The 15,220-nt window shown below is 71.5% G+C and carries 14 protein-coding genes and 1 tRNA gene; 10 read left to right on the forward strand and 5 right to left on the reverse strand.

Going from position 1 to position 15,220, the window contains the following annotated elements:
* The first annotated feature begins 202 nt into the window (after nt 1–202).
* Nucleotides 203–454: a Trm112 family protein gene (locus RF645_RS08380; RefSeq protein ID WP_006213394.1), complete on the forward strand. Its 252-nt coding sequence runs from the start codon at nt 203–205 to the stop codon at nt 452–454.
* Nucleotides 451–1,458 (forward strand): DUF1461 domain-containing protein, encoded by a 1,008-nt coding sequence (locus RF645_RS08385; protein WP_153005719.1) that lies wholly within the window; start codon nt 451–453, stop codon nt 1,456–1,458. Before RF645_RS08380 ends, RF645_RS08385 begins: the two co-directional genes overlap by 4 nt.
* A gap of 72 nt (nt 1,459–1,530) precedes the next feature.
* On the opposite strand, the gene RF645_RS08390 is transcribed toward RF645_RS08385, so the two are convergent.
* Nucleotides 1,531–3,156, reverse strand: coding sequence for a dolichyl-phosphate-mannose--protein mannosyltransferase (locus tag RF645_RS08390; RefSeq protein ID WP_235586795.1), 1,626 nt, complete (start codon nt 3,154–3,156; stop codon nt 1,531–1,533).
* Between the two features lie 56 nt (nt 3,157–3,212).
* On the opposite strand from RF645_RS08390, the gene rsmI reads away from it, so the two are divergent.
* From rsmI to RF645_RS08415, 5 genes are all read left to right on the forward strand, one after another.
* The gene (rsmI, locus tag RF645_RS08395; RefSeq protein ID WP_006213391.1) at nt 3,213–4,112 is read left to right on the forward strand and encodes a 16S rRNA (cytidine(1402)-2'-O)-methyltransferase; all 900 of its coding nucleotides are present in this window, start codon (nt 3,213–3,215) and stop codon (nt 4,110–4,112) included.
* A gap of 112 nt (nt 4,113–4,224) precedes the next feature.
* The gene (locus RF645_RS08400; RefSeq protein ID WP_058871761.1) at nt 4,225–5,229 is read left to right on the forward strand and encodes a TatD family hydrolase; all 1,005 of its coding nucleotides are present in this window, start codon (nt 4,225–4,227) and stop codon (nt 5,227–5,229) included.
* Nucleotides 5,230–5,246: 17 nt separating this feature from the next.
* Nucleotides 5,247–6,239, forward strand: a complete 993-nt coding sequence (gene rsmA, locus RF645_RS08405) for a 16S rRNA (adenine(1518)-N(6)/adenine(1519)-N(6))-dimethyltransferase RsmA (RefSeq protein WP_058871760.1) — start codon at nt 5,247–5,249, stop codon at nt 6,237–6,239.
* On the forward strand, nt 6,236–7,210 hold the full coding sequence (locus RF645_RS08410) for a 4-(cytidine 5'-diphospho)-2-C-methyl-D-erythritol kinase (RefSeq protein WP_235586794.1): 975 nt from the start codon (nt 6,236–6,238) through the stop codon (nt 7,208–7,210). The genes rsmA and RF645_RS08410 overlap by 4 nt, the downstream gene beginning before the upstream one ends.
* Nucleotides 7,211–7,401: 191 nt before the next feature.
* Nucleotides 7,402–8,505: an acyltransferase gene (locus RF645_RS08415; RefSeq protein ID WP_058871759.1), complete on the forward strand. Its 1,104-nt coding sequence runs from the start codon at nt 7,402–7,404 to the stop codon at nt 8,503–8,505.
* A gap of 6 nt (nt 8,506–8,511) precedes the next feature.
* On the opposite strand, the gene RF645_RS08420 is transcribed toward RF645_RS08415, so the two are convergent.
* From RF645_RS08420 to RF645_RS08430, 3 genes are all read right to left on the reverse strand, one after another.
* On the reverse strand, nt 8,512–9,858 hold the full coding sequence (locus tag RF645_RS08420) for a phosphotransferase (protein ID WP_058871758.1): 1,347 nt from the start codon (nt 9,856–9,858) through the stop codon (nt 8,512–8,514).
* 102 nt (nt 9,859–9,960) lie between these two features.
* Entirely contained in the window at nt 9,961–10,296 is a 336-nt protein-coding gene (locus tag RF645_RS08425) for a PaaI family thioesterase (RefSeq protein ID WP_235586793.1), read from the reverse strand.
* A gap of 28 nt (nt 10,297–10,324) precedes the next feature.
* Nucleotides 10,325–12,157, reverse strand: coding sequence for an ABC-F family ATP-binding cassette domain-containing protein (locus tag RF645_RS08430; RefSeq protein WP_058871757.1), 1,833 nt, complete (start codon nt 12,155–12,157; stop codon nt 10,325–10,327).
* A 150-nt stretch (nt 12,158–12,307) separates the two neighbouring features.
* Here RF645_RS08430 and RF645_RS08435 point away from each other — a divergent pair.
* From RF645_RS08435 to RF645_RS08445, 3 genes are all read left to right on the forward strand, one after another.
* Nucleotides 12,308–12,380, forward strand: a tRNA-Gln gene (locus tag RF645_RS08435).
* 98 nt (nt 12,381–12,478) lie between these two features.
* Nucleotides 12,479–14,002, forward strand: coding sequence for a bifunctional UDP-N-acetylglucosamine diphosphorylase/glucosamine-1-phosphate N-acetyltransferase GlmU (gene glmU, locus RF645_RS08440; protein WP_058871756.1), 1,524 nt, complete (start codon nt 12,479–12,481; stop codon nt 14,000–14,002).
* The gene (locus RF645_RS08445) at nt 13,999–14,982 is read left to right on the forward strand and encodes a ribose-phosphate diphosphokinase (RefSeq protein ID WP_006214192.1); all 984 of its coding nucleotides are present in this window, start codon (nt 13,999–14,001) and stop codon (nt 14,980–14,982) included. Before glmU ends, RF645_RS08445 begins: the two co-directional genes overlap by 4 nt.
* A 106-nt stretch (nt 14,983–15,088) precedes the next feature.
* On the opposite strand, the gene RF645_RS08450 is transcribed toward RF645_RS08445, so the two are convergent.
* Nucleotides 15,089–15,205 (reverse strand): hypothetical protein, encoded by a 117-nt coding sequence (locus RF645_RS08450; RefSeq protein ID WP_368818929.1) that lies wholly within the window; start codon nt 15,203–15,205, stop codon nt 15,089–15,091.
* Nucleotides 15,206–15,220: the final 15 nt, after the last annotated feature.

Here is a 15,220-nt window from a genome sequence, read left to right on the forward strand (position 1 = left end):
CCCTACAATGGCCCACGGCGCCCCTCGATGAGGTCGCCGCGACCATGGTCCCCCCAGCCGAAGGCCTCCGCACATGACCAGCGCTCCTGGCTCCGATCCGTCGTCTCGACCCGCAGGAGGCTCGTCCCCTGACGGGACCTCCGAGTCGGATCTCCCCGCATCCCGCTCCACCAGCCGTCCGAGCACGGGACGGCTCCCATGGGTGCAGGATTCCGCTGCTCAGGAGTCGATCGAGCGCGTCCGCCACCGCGGGCGAGGGATCTCCGAGCTCTCCGCGGACCTGCTCGAGATCCTGCGCTGCCCGCTGACCCGCGGTCGGCTGCTGCCCCTCGACGAGCATCACCTCATGAGCGAGCTTCCGCACCTGGAGGGGATCCACCCCGTCTACGAGATCACCGACGGCATCCCGCATCTGCTGCCCGTTCAGGCGATGGCGGACCGAGGGCCCCGGTGAGCCGGTCGCGTCCGGCTCGCCCCCAGCAGCCGCTGACCTCCGGAGCGCAGTGGGCCCACCTGGGCCCGGCGGTCTCCGCGCAGAGCAGTTCCGAGCAGCTGGCCGCCTCCGGGAGGCCTGACGCTTCACGCGCTGCGGACGGCTCGACGAGCGGGCCCGTCGAGCCCTGGGGCGATGCTGGTCGGCAGAACGTCTCCCCGCACTCCGCCGAGCAGCCCCGCACACATGATCGATCGGAGCCGGAGTCTCCGGGCCGCGGCAGCACGGCGCATGCGCCCGAGGCCCGTTCGGGCGGCTCCCGTCGAGCGGAGGAGCAGGGCGGGCGACTGGGCGCACTGGGGGCGCTGACCCGCGTGCTCGTGGCACTCGCGGTGCCGCTGTCGCTGCTGGTGGTGAGCATCCGCCTGGTGGCCACGCCGCTGTTCCTGTGGATCGAGTACCACCGCCCGGGCTTCCCCGAGGATCCCTACGGGTTCCAGGCCGAGGACCGCATGATCCTGGGCTCCCAGGGCATGGACTACGTCCTCAACTGGGCCCCGGGGCCGTTCCTGGGGGAGGTGCGCACCTCGTCCGGGCGGCCATGGTTCACGCCGGAGGAGGTCTCCCACATGACCGACGTGAAGTGGGTCCTGCAGATCGGCCTGTGGGCGGGGTTCGTGGTCGTCCTGGCGGCACTCGTGCTGGGCCTGCTGCGCCGCCGCGACCGCGACGGCCTGCTCACCTCCGTGGCCGTGGGCGGCTGGCTGACCGTGATCGCCTCCGCCGCTCTGGCGGTGGGGGCGGCACTGGGCTGGCAGCAGTTCTTCGCGGGGTTCCACTCCCTGTTCTTCTCCGACGGCACCTGGACGTTCTCGAACGCCGACACCCTGATCCGGCTCTACCCCACGCAGTTCTGGATGGACGCGGCGGGGACGATCGCCGTGATCACCGTGTGCGGCTCGGTGCTGGCCGCAGTCCTGGCGCAGCGGGCCCGTTCGGGTCGGCGCGGGCGTCGTCGGGATTGATCCAGCAGACCCGGCAGACGAGCAGCCCCGCAGGAGCGCACAGCGCACCTGCGGGGCTCCGTCCTCCTCCGCTCAGATCCAATTGTCGAACCACATGCGGGCCCGCCAGTGGTCGTAGGGCAGGACCTGGGCGCTCCACAGGGGCCAGAAGAACACGGCCAGAGCCAGCACCGCGCACAGCCACAGGCCCACCACGGTCCAGCCGATCCGCGCCGGCCACGGCCGTGTGTGCGGCCCCGGCAGCAGCAGCCCGGCCACTCCGGCCAGGACGAGGACCAGGAACGGCAGGTAGGGCAGGGCGTAGAAGAAGAACTTGGTGCGCTCCGGGTACATCAGCCACGGCAGCCACCCGACCGCGATCAGGCTCAGCAGGCTCGCCATGCGCCAGTCGCGGCGCACCGCCACGACCACGACGGCCACGACGAGAGCGACGAGGCCCGCCCACCAGATCCCGGGGTTGCCCTGGTTGAAGATCTGCTGCGAGCACTTGGCGGCCTCGCAGCCGGACTGGCCCTGGCCCAGGGACTCGTAGAAGTACGACGTCGGCCGGCCCAGGAACATCCAGTCCCACGGCTGGGACATGTAGGTGTGCTCGGAGGAGAGCCCCTGATGGAAGTCGTAGGCGGAGACGTGGTACTCCCACAGCGAGCGCAGCGGGGCCGGAAGCCACTGCGGGCCGTCGTCGGGGTGCTCTGCGGCCCACTGCCTGCGGTAGCCGCCGGTGGAGCGGAACCAGCCCGTCCAGGTGGCCAGGTACACCGCCAGCGCCACGGGGATCATGGACAGGAAGGCCGGGATGCCGTCGCGCAGCAGCCCCGACGGCAGCCAGAGCCGCACACCAGCGGCGCGCCGTGCCGTGAGGTCCCAGATCACCGTGAGCAGGCCCAGGGCGGCCACGAAGTAGAGAGCGTTCCACTTCACGGCCACGGCGAGCCCGCAGGAGACGCCGGCGGCGATCCGCCACCAGCGCACGCCGAGCCCGGGGCCCCAGCGGACGCTCCGGGCGCTCATCCGTCGGGCCAGGCGCTTTCGGGCGTCCTGGCGGTCGAGCAGCAGCAGCACGAAGGCCAGCAGGACGAACAGCGCCAGGAAGATGTCCAGCAGGGCCAGGCGCGAATGGGCGATGTGCAGCCCGTCGACGGACAGCGCCAGCCCGGCGATGGCCGAGACGATGGGGGAGCGGAACAGCAGGGCGGCGGCGATCACCACCAGCACGATCATCAGCGTCCCCGCCACGGCGGAGGAGAAGCGCCAGCCGAAGGCATCGCCGGCGCCGAAGAGACGCATGCCCAGCCCGATCAGGATCTTGCCCAGCGGCGGATGCACCGCATAGGAGGGCGCGTCCAGCGGCTCGGGAGGGGTTCCGGCGGCGAAGCCGGCATCGGCGTCGTCGGGCCACTCGCGCTCGTAGCCCGAGAGCATGATCGCCCAGGAGTCCTTGACGTAGTAGGTCTCGTCGAAGGCGATGTCCTGCGGCTGTCCTAGGTGCCAGAAGCGCAGGAAGGCCCCCAGCAGGATGCTCAGCAGCGGCAGCAGCCACAGCCGGGACAGGCTCAGCGGAGTGCGCGGCAGCAGCCGTTCACGCAGCTCGGCCTCCGTGGGCGCGGACCGGCGCGGAGTCCAGGCGGCCGAGTCGAGGACGGCCATCGAGGTCGTGGGAGGAGGGGCCGGCGGCGGCGCTGAGTGCGAGGGGGACACGGAGATCATGCTAGGGGAAGCGAATGCCCGTGAGCCCCGGGATCTACAGTGGTCCGGTGAGCACCGATCGCAACGCCCCCGCTGACCGCCACGACTCCGCTCGGATCGCGGGGCTGCCCCAGGGCGGCTGCCTGGTCCTGGCCGCCACCCCGATCGGCAACCTGGGCGATGCCTCCGACCGGCTGAAGGCCGCCCTGTCCATCGCCGACGTCGTCGCTGCGGAGGACACGCGCCGCACCCGTCGTCTGGCCTCGGGACTGGGGATCGAGATCACGGGACGGCTGGTGGCTCATCACGAGCACAACGAGGAGTCCAGCTCCCAGCAGCTGCTCGACGAGGTGCGCAGCGGCTCGATGGTCGTGGTGGTCTCCGACGCAGGCATGCCGACCGTCTCCGATCCCGGCTACCGGGTCGCGGCCGCCGCCGCAGCCCAGGACCTGCCGGTCACGTCGCTGCCGGGTCCGTCGGCCGTGCTCACGGCGCTCGCGGTCTCGGGGCTGCCCAGTGACCGCTTCGCCTTCGAGGGCTTCCTGCCGCGCAAGCCCGGGGCCCGTTCCGCGCATCTGGTGGAGCTGGCCGGGGAGAAGCGCACGATGGTCTTCTATGAGGCCCCGCACCGGATCGCAGCGATGATCGAGGCGATGGCCGAGGCCTTCGGCCCGGAGCGCCCTGCGGCCATCGCCCGCGAGCTGACCAAGGTCTACGAGGAGGTCCTGCGCGGGAGCCTGGGCGATCTGCACGAGCGGATCCGCGAGGACGGTCTGCGCGGGGAGATCGTCGTGGTGGTCCAGGGAGCTCCGGCAGCCGAGCCTGAGGAGGCTGCGGATCTGGTGGGACTGGTGGAGCAGGAGGTCGCACGCGGGACCCGGCTCAAGGACGCCGCCGGTCAGATCGCCGCCGCGCACGGAGTCTCGAGGCGGGATCTCTACGAGGCGGTGCTCGCCGCTCGGTCCTGACGCGCACCGCCATCATTCGCCGCCCGGAGCCCTCGGAGATGACCGGGCCATCGGACCGGTGGGTGCGCAGTGGGGCCGATAGGCGTCGGGGCGACGGGCTAGCCTGGGCGGGATGAGAACCTCCCGCCTGAACCAGACGCTGTGGCCGGACCCCGCCCAGCGACCCGCGACCGTGCCCGGTCAGACCCCTGAGGCCTACCGCTCCGAGCACTATCAGCTGCCGGAGGACGCGCCGTCGGGCCCGGGGACCAGGCGCCGCGGCGAATCCGCCGAGACCGGGCACAAGCGCGACCTGAGCTTCCCGGAGGCTCCCCAGCCGCTGCCGTTGCCGATCGTGGACAACCACACGCACATCGACATCCAGGACGGCAGGGTGCACATCGGGATCCCGGATGCCCTGGATGTCGCCCAGGACCTCGGCATCCGGGGGATCGTGCAGGTCGGCTGCGACATCCCGTCCTCGCGCTGGGCGGTCGAGGCCGCAGAGGCCGACGAGCGCATCCTGGCCGCCGTGGCGATCCACCCCAATGACGCCCCCGCGCTCGCGCAGAAGGACGCGCTCGACGACGCCCTGACGGTGCTCGACGAGCTCGCCGGGCACGAGCGCACCCGGGCGATCGGAGAGACCGGACTGGACTACTTCCGCACCGGCAAGGACCGCCACGAGCTGCAGCAGGACTCGTTCCGCGAGCACATCCGCCTGGCCAAGAAGCACGGGCTGGCCATGCAGATCCACGACCGCGACGCCCACGCCGACGTCGTGCGGATCCTGCTGGAGGAGGGCGCCCCCGAGCGCACCGTCTTCCACTGCTTCTCCGGCGATGCCGAGCTGGCGCGGATCTGCAACGAGAACGGCTGGTACATGTCCTTCGCGGGCACGGTCACCTTCAAGAACTCCCACGGGGTCCAGGCCGGGCTGCGGGAGGCGCGCCGCGAGCTGATCATGGTCGAGACCGATGCTCCGTTCCTCACCCCGCACCCCAACCGCGGGCGGCCGAACGCGCCGTACCTGGCGGTGCAGACGGCGCGCTGGATCGCTGAGCACCTCGAGACCCCGCTCGAGCAGCTGTGCGAGCAGGTCGAGCGCACCTCCCGCGAGGTCTACGGCGAGCACTGAGGCGGTGGGCCGATAGCATGTCCGACGTGCAGAGCCCTGATGCCCCGGAACCCGCTGTCCTCCCCCTGCTCGGTCCCGCCGAGATCCGGGAGCTGGCCGCCTCCGCCGGCATCCGCCCCACCAAGACCCTGGGGCAGAACTTCGTGATCGATCCCAACACAATCCGCCGCATCGTCGCCGCCGCACGGCTGGAAGCCGCTCACGACGACGGTCCTGTGGCCACGGTGCTGGAGGTCGGCCCCGGTCTCGGCTCGCTGACCCTGGGGCTGCTGGATGCTGTCGAGCACGTGGTCGCCGTGGAGATCGATCCGCCGCTGGCCGCACAGCTGCCGCACACCGTCGCCCGCTTCCGCCCTGAGGCCGCCGACCGGCTCGAGGTCGTGCTGGAAGATGCGCTGCAGGTCGCCTCGCTGCCCCGGGAGCCTGAGGCGCTCGTGGCGAACCTCCCGTACAACGTCGCCGTGCCTGTGCTGCTGAACCTGCTGGCGCGCTTCCCCTCGATCCGCCAGGGGCTGGTCATGGTCCAGGACGAGGTCGCAGACCGCCTGGCGGCCCGGCCCGGGTCCAAGGTCTACGGCGTGCCGTCGGTCAAGGCGTCCTGGCATGCGGAGGTCGAGAAGGCCGGCGTGATCGGCACCCAGGTCTTCTGGCCGGCGCCGCGGATCAGCTCGGGACTGGTGCGCTTCCGCCGTCGCGCCGAGCCGCTGGCGCGCATCGGCGCTGCGGAGGCGCTGAGTCTGTCTGGTCGAGAGGGGGAGGGTGCCGAGCGCGATGCCGTCTTCGCCGTGGTCGATGCTGCCTTCGCCCAGCGCCGCAAGACGCTGCGGGCCGCACTGTCCGGCTGGGCAGGCTCCGGGGCGCTGGCCGAGGAGATCCTGATCGAGGCCGGCATCGCCCCGTGCGAGCGCGGGGAGAAGCTCGACGTGCTGGGCTTCGCGAGCATCGCCGCGGCCGGTGCTTCTCGCGGCATCATCGGGGGACCGCGGGCCTCGATCGGCGGGCAATCGTGAGCGGACCGGTCCAGGCCGTGGCCCCGGGCAAGGTCAATCTCTGCTTCCGGGTGGGCCCTCTGCGCGAGGACGGCTACCACTCGGTGGCCAGCCTGTACGCCGCGGTCGATCAACTCGAGACCGTGCAGCTCGAGCTGGACCCGCAGCGCCCGGCCGGATCCGTGGGCTGCGAGCTGCGGGTGGTCGCAGGCTCCCTGGTGGCCCAGCGGGAGGCTGCAGGCGCCTTCGACCCGACTCTCGTGCCGCTCGACGAGCGCAATCTGGCGATCCGGGCCGCCCAGGCGGTGCTGGCCGAGGCCCCGGACCTGCCCAGCGGTCTCATGCTGCGGATTGCCAAGGCCGTGCCGGTGGCCGGCGGGATGGGCGGAGGCTCCGCCGACGCCGCAGCGGCGCTGAGCGCGGCCGCCGAGCTGATCGCGCGGGAGACGGGCCATGCGATCGCGCGCGAGCGGCTGCTCGAGATCGGCGCGGGCCTGGGTGCCGACGTCCCCTTCGCCATGACGGGGGGAGCGGCGGTCGGGACCGGCAGCGGCACCGAGCTGCGCGCCGTGCCTGTGCGGGTCCGATGGCACGGCGTCCTCGTGGCTGATACCGGCGCGCTGTCCACTCCGGAGGTCTTCGCGACCCTGGACCGGATGCGCGCCGAGGGCGCTGCACCGACGGTGCGGGAGTCCGAGCTGGAGGTGCCCGCCGGGCTGCTGCGCGCCCTGGCTGAGGGCGAGTCCGCGGTCGGCGGGGAAGCGCTGGCCAATGATCTGCAGGCGCCGGCTCTGCAGATGTCGCCCGAGCTGCGGCGGCGCCTCGACGAGCTCGAGGAGCTGGACGCTCGAGCGATGGTCTCCGGCTCGGGGCCCACGATCGTCGCGCTGCCCCGCACGTCAGGTCATGACGACGGCGCGGAGTCGAGCCGGGTGCTGGCGGCACAGCTGCGCGAGCGCGGCCTGTGCGCCGTGGCCTGCACCATCGGCTGACACGCCCGGCTTCCCGCCCGGACACGCAACGCAGACCCGGGGCGCGATCGTGTGCCTGCAAAGTCATGAGGCACCCTTACTGAAGGGGACGTCTCGTCCGAGTCCCTGGAAGATGCTGTCGAAAGGCCTCATGCTGGATGGCTTGTATGCCCGTGCGCAGGGGGCGTGCGGTCGAACAGCAGGGGAGAGGCATGGCAGTGGACAGCTCCGTCGCCGCGACTGAGCATCGGGGCGGACCGGAGAGCGCGGCCTCGGCATCCGCACCGCGGCAGCGGTGGATCGACACGGTCAAGGGAACCGCGATCGTCCTGGTGGTGCTGGGGCACGCCTACGGGCTCCAGCAGGAGTACGGGTGGCAGGCCCACGGCCTGTGGAACGACGTCAACATCCTGCTCGGGCTGTGGCGGATGCCCGTCTTCATGGTCGTGGCAGGCTTCTTCGTCACTCGCTCGCTGGAGAAGTACGGCAGGCAGTACTGGCGTCGTCGTCCGCTGAACATGCTGTGGCTGTTCGTGGTCTGGACGGTCGTCTTCGCGGTCTCCTACCTGCTCATCGGAGCGGTCTCGGACACCCTGACTCCGGGGGCCAAGCTCGGCGAGTGGGTCCATGAGACGCTCACCTTCGACTCCTACCTCTGGTTCCTGATCGCCCTGGCGGTCTACTACGGCCTGCAGGCCGTGGTGGGGACGCGACCGCGGATCGGCGTCGTGCTGGTGGCGCTCGCGCTGTACGTGCTCTTCGTCCCGGGTCTGGTCGACAAGGTCTCCTGGGGCAGCAACGAGGTGCCCCAGCACTGGCTGTTCTTCCTGGCGGGGGCCTGGGGCAGCAGCGCCATCCGCACCCGAGTGCCGCAGATCCCCGTGTGGCAGGGACTGGCCTGGTGCGTCGCCTTCGCGGTCTCGCTGCTGCTGTGGATGCCCACCCGCGAGGTCCCCGTCCTGGAGCACTTCACAGCTGCGGTGCCGCCGCTGCTGGGGATTCCTGCGGGGATGTGGCTGCTGCACCTGCTCGACGGGCGCCGCGGCATGGGCTGGGCGCGAGCGGCGGGTTCGCGCAGCCTGCCGATCTACGTGCTGCACGCCATCATCCTGCAGCTGCTGCTCGGCCTGATGACGCGCGTGGCCTGGCCGGAGGCCATGGGCACGGTGATGCTCTGGGCGGGTCCGGTCCTGCTCACGGTCCTCACCGTCGTCGTGGCGCTGGTCATCCACCGGGTCACCGGATCGGTGCCGCTGCTGTGGGGCCTGCCGCAGCCGGCCGATCCGCGGGTCTCGCGCGGTCGCCACGCGGTCTGAGGCGGCTCAGACCTCCTGCGCGGCGCGCAGCGCCTGCCGGGACTGCTGCAGGCGCCGCGCTGCGGCCTCCTCGCCTCCCCGACGGGCGGCCGAGGAGACCAGGGAGAGCAGGACGCCGCTGACGCGCACGCGCAGGGACGCGGGATCCACGATGCCGTCGAAGGCCTCGAGCACCGGCGCGATCGCCGGCGCGGAGAGGGGAGCGCGGTCGTCCCGGGGGTCGTCCAGCTGCGCGCAGCGGTGCGCCAGATAGCAGGCCAGGTCATCGTCCAGGCGACCCGGACCCACGGAATCGAGATCCAGCAGGCCCGTGATCGGCCCCAGGGACGGCTCCAGCAGTCGGGGTCCCACCATGACGTTGCCGGCGTGGAAGTCACCGTGGCTCGGGACCAGGTCAGCGTCCTCGCACGCGCACCGCGCGGCATCCACCGCCTCCGCGTGGGCGAGCACCTCCTCGGCCGATTCCGGCAGGGAGGCCGCAGCTGAGCGCGCGTAGTCCAGGACGCGATCCGTCCACGACGGACGCCGGGCCAGGTCCATGACCGAGCACGGAAGCCGGTCCAGCAGGGCGAGCAGATGCTCCGCCTGCAGCGGCGATTCCGGGTGGTCGTGTCGCTTCCGCGAGGCGGGGTGCCCCGGAACGTGCGCCAGCAGCACGCCGCCGTCGCCGGAGACCGCCAGGGGCTGGGGCACCGGGACGCCCGCCTCCCAGAGGCTGAGGTGGCGCTGCACGAGCTCGTGCTGACGGGCAGGCCGCACGACCTTGAGCCAGGCGGCGGGGTCGTCGAGTCCGTCGGCGTCCAGGCGCAGCACGGCGCGCCGGGTGGGGCGATAGGACAGAGGCGCCGGAGACAGCGCCTCTGGATCCGGCAGGCCCAGTCCCAGGCTCGGATCCAGCAGAGATGTGGAGCTGCGAAGCCCCGGCAGCCAGGGGTCCTCGGGCCACAGCCACCCGATCAGGGCGCAGCCTTCGGCCTCCACCGCGACGGGGCCGGGGTCACCCCAGGAGGAGTCCGAGCCCGACTTCGGCAGCGCCGGCATGGCCCCGGTCGACAGGCATACGACGACCTCGTCGGGGTCCTGCGACGGCAGCCTGCCGGGCCATGTGGGCGCCCCCTGCAGATCGTGGCGCAGCCGCAGCGCGTACACGCCGGTGACCCCGGCGCCCGGGCGGTGGTGCAGGCCGATCCGCCGCCACGGCCGCCCGTCCGATGCGCAGAGCCGACGACGCCCCAGCTCCAGCCCATGGGCGGCCAGCACGGAGTCCAGGGCCCGGCGCAGACCGGAGCCGCGCAGCACCTCGACGGCCGCCAGCTCCGCGGCGACGCCGTCGGCGGGTGGGGCAGGGACCACGTCGTCTCCCCTCGGGATCTCAAGCCGGCGGCATCCTCACCGCGCGATCTCCCCGACGATAACCCGAGGTGCGCGCGGGCGCCCGCAGTCGTCGGCGAGCGCTCAGCGGATGATCAGGCAGGTCGTGGTGGCGTGAGCGATGAGCCGTCCGCTCTCGTGATGCACCTGGCCCTCAGCGGTCGCGGTGCGCCCGCCCACGTGGATCGTGGTGCCCTCGGCGCGCAGCCGCATGCCCTTCACGGACATCACGACGCGGCCTGCCTCGACCTCATCGAAGCTCATCCCGAGCAGCCGGCGGATCGACGGGACGGCGTCGGAATCGTGGTCCTTGAGCCAGCGCAGGGTCTCCAGCCCGGTCATCGACGACCAGCCCGCATCCTGGGTCTTCCCTACAGCCTGTGCGGCGCCGGTCTGCTCGGCGGGCTCTCCCTCGGTCATGGGCGTCTCCTCCGGGGGTGGGGCCGCATCAGCCCTCCAGCTGCTCGGAGAGCTCGAGCCAGCGCATCTCGAGCTCGTCGATCTCGTCCTTGGCGGCGTTCATGCGGGCGGTGATCTCGCCCAGGCCCTCGAAGTCGGTCTGGTCGTGGTCGGCCAGCTCCTGCTCCCGGTCCGCCACCGTCTCGCGCAGCTTGGACAGCTTGCGCTCGATCGACCCGACCTCCTTCTGCATGGCGCGGGACTCGGCCCCGGACAGGGAGGAGCCCTGCGAGGACGCGGAGGCGGCCATGGGGTTCGACTCGGAGGTCTGCAGCGCGGAGCCGTCGGCCAGGCGCAGGTACTCGTCCACGCCGCCGGGCAGATGCCGGAAGCGGCCGTCGAGCACGGCGTACTGTTGATCGGTCACCCGCTCGAGCAGATAGCGGTCGTGGGAGACGACCAGCAGGGTGCCCGGCCAGGTGTCCAGCAGGTCCTCCATGGCCGCGAGCATGTCCGTGTCGAGGTCGTTGGACGGCTCATCCAGCACCAGGACATTGGGCTCCTCGAGCAGGATCAGCAGCAGCTGCAGGCGCCGCTTCTGCCCGCCGGAGAGATCCTTCACGGGCGTGGCCAGGTGCTCGTTGGTGAAGCCCAGCCGCTCGAGCAGCTGCCCGGGCGTCATCTCCTTGCCGCCGGTCACGTAGGAGGTCCGGTAGCGCCCGACCACATCCGAGACGCGGTCCTCGGCGACCTCCTCGAGCTCGCGCAGCTGCTGGGTCAGCACGGCCAGCTTCACGGTCTTGCCCCGCGTGACGGTTCCGGAGGTGGGCTGGACGTCGCCGGTGACGAGTCCCAGAAGAGTGGACTTGCCGGCGCCGTTGCGGCCCAGGATGCCGGTGCGCTCGCCGGGGGCGATCAGCCACGTCACGTCCTTGAGCACCGTGTGCTCGCCGGCCTCCCGGTGGCCGGTCTCCTCGTCGTCGTGGGCCCCGGTGTAGGTGACCCAGGCATCCTCGATGTCGACCACGCGCTTGCCCAGCCGCGAGACGGCCATCCGCGACAGCTCCACGGTGTCGCGCGGCGGCGGGACATCGGAGATCAGCTCGTTGGCCGCCTCGATGCGGAACTTGGGCTTGGAGGTCCGGGCAGGGGCGCCGCGGCGCAGCCAGGCCAGCTCCTTCTTCATGAGGTTCTGCCGCTTGGCCTCGGTCACAGCGGCTTGTCGGTCGCGCTCGACGCGCTGCAGGACGTAGGCCGCATAGCCGCCCTCGAAGGGATCCACGATCCGGTCGTGGACCTCCCAGGTGGCGGTGGAGACCTCGTCCAGGAACCAGCGGTCGTGGGTGACCACCACGAGCCCGCCCTGGGATTTGGGCCACCGCGAGTTCAGATGCCGGGCCAGCCAGGTGATGCCGTCGACGTCGAGGTGGTTGGTGGGCTCGTCCAGGAACAGCACATCCCACTCCTGGGCCAGCAGCGCGGCCAGGGCGGTGCGGCGGCGCTGGCCGCCGGAGAGCTCGCCCACCGGCGCGTCCCAGTCCAGATCGGCCACGAGCCCGCCGATGACGTCGCGCACCTTGGGATCGCCGGCCCATTCGTGCTCGGGACGATCCCCGACGACGGCCTGACCGACCGTCAGCGACGGATCCAGGACGTCCGCCTGGTCGAGCATCCCGATCCGGGTCCCGGAGCGCGAGGTCACGCGTCCCTGATCAGGGTCGATCCGTCCTGCGAGGACCTTCATGAGGGTCGATTTGCCGTCGCCGTTGCGCCCGACGATGCCGATGCGGTCGCCGGCGTCGATGCCGACCGTCACGCCCTCCAGGACCGTGCGGGTGGGAAAGGACAGGTGCAGGTTCTCCCCGCCGAGTAGATGAGCCATGATCCGCTCAGCCTATCGGCCGCGGCGGACGCCGGAGGGCCCGCGGCATCACCAGGAGCCTGAGTGCCGACTGGTAGTGTGGGCCAGCACGCGCGGTGCCCGCGGCAGCCGCGAGAGAAGCGGTCCCGCACCTGCCGCGCCACGGTGCGATCCGCCTTGGTGTAATTGGCAGCACCCCGGCCTTTGGAGCCGTGGAGTCTAGGTTCGAACCCTAGAGGCGGAACCGACGGGACGCGGCAGCCCACCGACTCGTCCCGCCCCCTCGACATCCCATCCCAGAGGAGCACGACAGTCGTGAGCACAACGGAATCCGCCGGGGCGATGGTGCCGCCGGCCGCAGTGATCGTCCTGGCCGCGGGCAAGGGCACGCGGATGAAGTCCAAGACTCCCAAGATCCTGCACGAGATCTGCGGGCGCTCCATGGTCGAGCACTCCTTGGCGGCGGCGCGCTCGCTGGACCCGCAGCGCCTGGCCGTCGTGGTCCGACACGACCGGGACCGCGTGGCCCAGCACGTCCTGGCCTTCGACCCGGAGGCGATCATCGCCGATCAGTCCGAGGTCCCGGGCACCGGCTCCGCCGTGCTGGCCGGGCTCGAGGCCCTGGACGCCCAGCACCGGGTCGAGGGCACCGTGGTGGTCACCTACGGCGACGTCCCCCTGCTGACCCCGGACACGCTGGCCGATCTGGTGCGCACCCACCAGGACAACGGCAGCGCGGTCACGGTGCTCACCGCCCAGCACCCCGAGCCCGGCAAGTACGGGCGCATCCTGCGCGATGCCGACGGCTCCTTCGCCGATATCCGCGAGTTCAAGGACGCGACCGAGGCCGAGCGCGCGGTCGCCGAGATCAACTCGGGGATCTTCGCCTTCGACGCCGACGTCCTGCGGGACTCGCTGGCCGCGGTCACCACGGACAACGCCCAGGGCGAGATGTACCTGACCGACGTCCCCCGCATCGCCCGTGAGGCCGGCGGCCGCGTGGACGCCGCGCTCATGGAGGACTACATGGAGCTGGAGGGTGCCAACGACCGTGCGGCGCTGGCCGAGCTCGGCCGGCACCTCAACCAGGTCACGGTGCGCCGCCACCTGCTCAATGGCGTGACCGTCGTGGACCCGGCGAGCACCTGGATCGACGTCGAGGTCGCGATCGGGCAGGACGCCACGATCCTGCCGAACACGCAGCTGCACGGCGTCACCTCGATCGGCGAGGACGCCGTCGTGGGCCCGGACACCACCCTGGACGACGTCCAGGTCGGCCGCGGGGCCAGGGTCGTGCGCACGCACGGCTCGGACTCCCGGATCGGCGCCGGCGCCTCGGTGGGCCCGTTCGCCTACCTGCGCCCGGGCACGGAGCTGGGTGCCGACGGCAAGATCGGCACGTTCGTGGAGACCAAGAACTCCACGATCGGCGAGGGCTCCAAGGTCCCGCACCTGTCCTACGTGGGAGATGCCACCATCGGCACCGGCTCCAACATCGGCGCCGCCTCCGTGTTCGTGAACTACGACGGCGTGAACAAGCACCGCACCACAATCGGCGATCACGTCCGCATGGGCTCGGACAACATGTACGTGGCCCCCGTGACGGTCGGCGACGGCGCCTACTCGGGTGCGTCCACCACCGTGCGCAAGGACGTACCGGCAGGGGCCCTGGCGCTGACCGAAGGCCGTGCTGTGATCGTGGAGGGCTGGGTCGAGCAGCACCGCGCCGGCACCGCAGCCGCGGAGGCCTCGGCACGGGCCCGCACGGGTTCAGCTGAGTCTGGTACAACCGAAGGCACGTCCGCGGGGCAGACCGCGGACGGCACCGCGTCGGCCCGTGAGGCCGGAGAAAGCGAGTCACGATGACCGGGATCCTCAACAACGGATCGAGCCGCCTCGTCCTGCTCTCGGGCCGGGCGCACCTCCCGCTGGCTGAGGACGTCGCGCGTGAGCTCGGCACGGAGCTCGTGCCGACCGACGCCTACGACTTCGCCAACGGCGAGACCTACGTGCGCTTCAGCGAGTCCGTGCGCGGCGCCGATGCCTTCCTGATCCAGTCCCACCCGGCGCCGATCAACCACTGGATCATGGAGCAGCTGCTCATGCTGGACTCGCTCAAGCGGGCCTCGGCGAACTCGATCACCGTGGTCTCGCCCTTCTACCCGTACGCGCGCCAGGACAAGAAGCACCAGGGCCGCGAGCCCATCTCCGCTCGCCTGATCTCGGATCTGTACAAGACGGCAGGCGCCGACCGCCTGATGTCCGTGGACCTGCACACCGCCCAGATCCAGGGCTTCTTCGACGGCCCCGTCGATCACCTCATGGCCATCCCCATCCTGGCCGATCACGTGCGCACGCTCGTGGACGACGTCGACAACGTCACCGTGGTCTCCCCGGACACCGGCCGTGTGCGCGTCGCCGAGCAGTGGGCCGAGCGCCTGGGCGGCTCGCCGCTGGCCTTCGTGCACAAGACCCGCGACATCACCGTGCCGAACCAGGCGGTCTCCAAGGAGGTCGTCGGCCAGGTCGCGGGGCGGACCTGCGTGCTGATCGACGACATGATCGACACCGCCGGCACCATCACCGGGGCGGTGAAGGTCCTGAAGGCCGCAGGGGCCAAGGACGTCATCATCGCCGCGACCCACGCGGTGTTCTCGGACCCCGCGGTCGAGCGCCTGCAGAGCTGCGGCGCCCGCAAGGTCGTGGTCACCGACACCCTGCCCGTCCCGCCGGAGCACCGCTTCGAGGGCCTCGAGGTCCTCTCGATCGCCCCGCTGCTGGCTCGGGCCATCCAGGAGGTCTTCGAGGACGGCTCGGTCACCAGCCTGTTCAACGGCCGCTCCTGACACCCGGCTGCCGCCGATCCTGAGATCGCCGCGGCGGACAGACGACGACGCCCTCGCTTCCGTGCGGAAGCGAGGGCGTCGTGCTGTGCCGGACCCGGAAGGCGGGTCAGGACGAGTAGCGCTGCAGGAAGGCGGCCATGGCGTCGCGGTGGGTCTGATCCAGCGGGCGGAAGGTGCCGTCGTTCCAGCCGGTCGTGATGCCCTGGGCGCTCATCCAGTGGATCTCCTTGTAGAAGGC

Origin of the sequence: Kocuria sp. CPCC 205260, from assembly GCF_040981045.1 — a bacterium.
In the GTDB taxonomy this organism is placed as follows: Bacteria; Actinomycetota; Actinomycetes; order Actinomycetales; family Micrococcaceae; genus Kocuria; species Kocuria palustris.

Bases quoted from the DNA above. Each gene is read 5' to 3' on its own strand.
- RF645_RS08400 (WP_058871761.1), top strand. From the start codon at position 4,225: ATGAGAACCTCCCGCCTGAACCAGACGCTGTGGCCGGACCCCGCCCAG.
- rsmA (WP_058871760.1), top strand. From the start codon at position 5,247: ATGTCCGACGTGCAGAGCCCTGATGCCCCGGAACCCGCTGTCCTCCCC.
- RF645_RS08415 (WP_058871759.1), top strand. From the start codon at position 7,402: ATGGCAGTGGACAGCTCCGTCGCCGCGACTGAGCATCGGGGCGGACCG.
- RF645_RS08425 (WP_235586793.1), bottom strand. From the start codon at position 10,296: ATGACCGAGGGAGAGCCCGCCGAGCAGACCGGCGCCGCACAGGCTGTA.
- RF645_RS08430 (WP_058871757.1), bottom strand. From the start codon at position 12,157: ATGGCTCATCTACTCGGCGGGGAGAACCTGCACCTGTCCTTTCCCACC.
- glmU (WP_058871756.1), top strand. From the start codon at position 12,479: ATGGTGCCGCCGGCCGCAGTGATCGTCCTGGCCGCGGGCAAGGGCACG.
- RF645_RS08445 (WP_006214192.1), top strand. From the start codon at position 13,999: ATGACCGGGATCCTCAACAACGGATCGAGCCGCCTCGTCCTGCTCTCG.